Annotated in this window: 2 protein-coding genes and 1 pseudogene; all 3 read left to right on the top strand. The window is 64.3% G+C overall.

The genetic code is table 11. From position 1 onward, the window contains the following. Positions 1–232: pseudogene (locus DD1DGNOD_RS09455) on the top strand (transglutaminase family protein); the annotation flags it as partial. 604 nt (positions 233–836) lie between these two features. Continuing rightward, positions 837–983, top strand: coding sequence for a hypothetical protein (locus tag DD1DGNOD_RS26750; RefSeq protein WP_165036557.1), 147 nt, complete (start codon positions 837–839; stop codon positions 981–983). A gap of 69 nt (positions 984–1,052) precedes the next feature. After that, complete coding sequence (locus tag DD1DGNOD_RS09450) at positions 1,053–1,550, top strand: beta-class carbonic anhydrase (protein WP_131766255.1); 498 nt, start codon at positions 1,053–1,055, stop codon at positions 1,548–1,550. Positions 1,551–1,736 lie beyond the last annotated feature (186 nt).

The raw sequence follows: 1,736 nt of genomic DNA, 5'->3' as shown, positions 1-1,736 counted from the left end.
CGCGGACGCCGCGGTCGGCGAGACCGTCGTCGGCCAGAGCCACGCGTGGGTGGAGGGCTGGCTCGGTGACTGGTGGGGTTTCGACCCGACCAACGGTGTCGCCGCCGGCGAGCGGCATGTGGTCGTGGCACGCGGCCGGGACTACAACGACGTCCCACCCCTGCTCGGCGTCTACTCCGGCGGCACGTCAACGTCACTGGGGGTCACAGTCGCAGTAACCCGCCTGAGTTAGAGCGCCGGTCATCTAACCATGCGTGGCCTGGCGAACGCTGGCATGCGTCGATGCGTGCCTGGCCACCGGAGAAGATCGGCGCGAGTTTGTCGCTGTGTACGCTCATGTGGCCGAAAATCGTACACAGCAACAAACTCGTTTGGATCATAGCCCGTGCGGATGGTTGCGGACGGGATCTGCACTACATTGATCGGCGCTCCAGCGACCCTTAAGCCGAGGTCACGTAGTACCGATCCGTTCCGAAGTCGACCAGGGATCCATGATTGAATATCGCTGAATCATGGAACTGAGGGACCAAACGACTACCATAGCAGCCGTTTACGTACTCACTTTCATGGACAGTACCGCGTTCGGCCGCCACGGACGTAGCGATGGCCGCTCGGGCCTGGGCCGTACTCAGCCTCAACGGACGACGCCACCGGCGACCCTGCCTGTGCCGGCGCCTGCCCAGGCTGACCGCCGGACCGGCCGGTGTACCCGTGCTGGTGCCGGACAGTGAGGAGTCCTTGACGTCATCCGTACGGGGTCAGACAGTTCTTAATGCCGATAGAAATTGTCGAGTTTTCGCCGCGGTGGGAGTGTGTCGGCGGGCCGACCGGGGAGTGTGCTCGCGCCATCTCAGGGGATGCTCGCGCCGTCAGGGGAGCAGCACGGGATCACCAGGGGGACGGCTATGGAGAAACTTGCCCGCAGTGGCTGGTACGACCTGGCCAGGGACACCAACTGGACCTTCTGTCACATGTCCGGCTGAACGCCGCATCCGACCATGAGATCCCAGCCGTGGTCATATCCCAGCCGTGGAAGGACAGGGGAAGGACACATGTCAGTCACCGACGAGTACCTGACCAACAACGCCGCCTACGCGCAGACCTTCACCGGCCCGCTGCCGCTGCCGCCGTCCAGGCACATCGCTGTTGTCGCGTGCATGGACGCGCGCCTCAACGTCTACGCGATCCTCGGTCTGAACGAAGGAGAGGCCCACGTCATACGCAACGCCGGAGGTGTCGTCACCGCGGGCGAGATACGGTCACTCGCCATCAGCCAGCGCCTCCTCGGCACCCGCGAGATCATTCTCATCCACCACACCGACTGCGGAATGTTGACCTTCACCGACGACGGGTTCAAACGCGCTATCCAGGACGAGACCGGGATCAAACCCGAATGGGCCGCGGAGTCCTTCACCGACCTGGACGAAGACGTGCGCCAGTCGATCGCGCGGATCAAAGCGAGCCCGTTCATCCCGCACCGGGACGCCGTGCGGGGGTTCGTTTTCGACGTCGCGACGGGGCTGCTCAGGGAAGTCACCGAGACGGAGTAGAGGACGGAGGAGCGCAGGACGGAATAGCCGGTGGCGGAATAGTCGGTAGCCTGGCCGGGCAGCCGGGTCAACGGCCTTGCCCGAAAGGCTGGATGCGGCGCGAGAAAAACATGATTGCGCCGCATCCGCCCCGCGGGCGATACGGTCATCCGGTACCGGTACCGGTACCGGTACCGGTACCGGTAC

The sequence above is a fragment of the Candidatus Protofrankia californiensis genome (genome assembly GCF_900634765.1).
Classification (GTDB): domain Bacteria; phylum Actinomycetota; class Actinomycetes; order Frankiales; family Frankiaceae; genus Protofrankia; species Protofrankia californiensis.
The sequence above is the reverse complement of the archived record's forward strand: the minus strand, read 5'-3'. Positions and strand labels throughout refer to the sequence as shown.

Bases quoted from the DNA above. Each gene is read 5' to 3' on its own strand.
- DD1DGNOD_RS09450 (WP_131766255.1), top strand. From the start codon at position 1,053: ATGTCAGTCACCGACGAGTACCTGACCAACAACGCCGCCTACGCGCAG.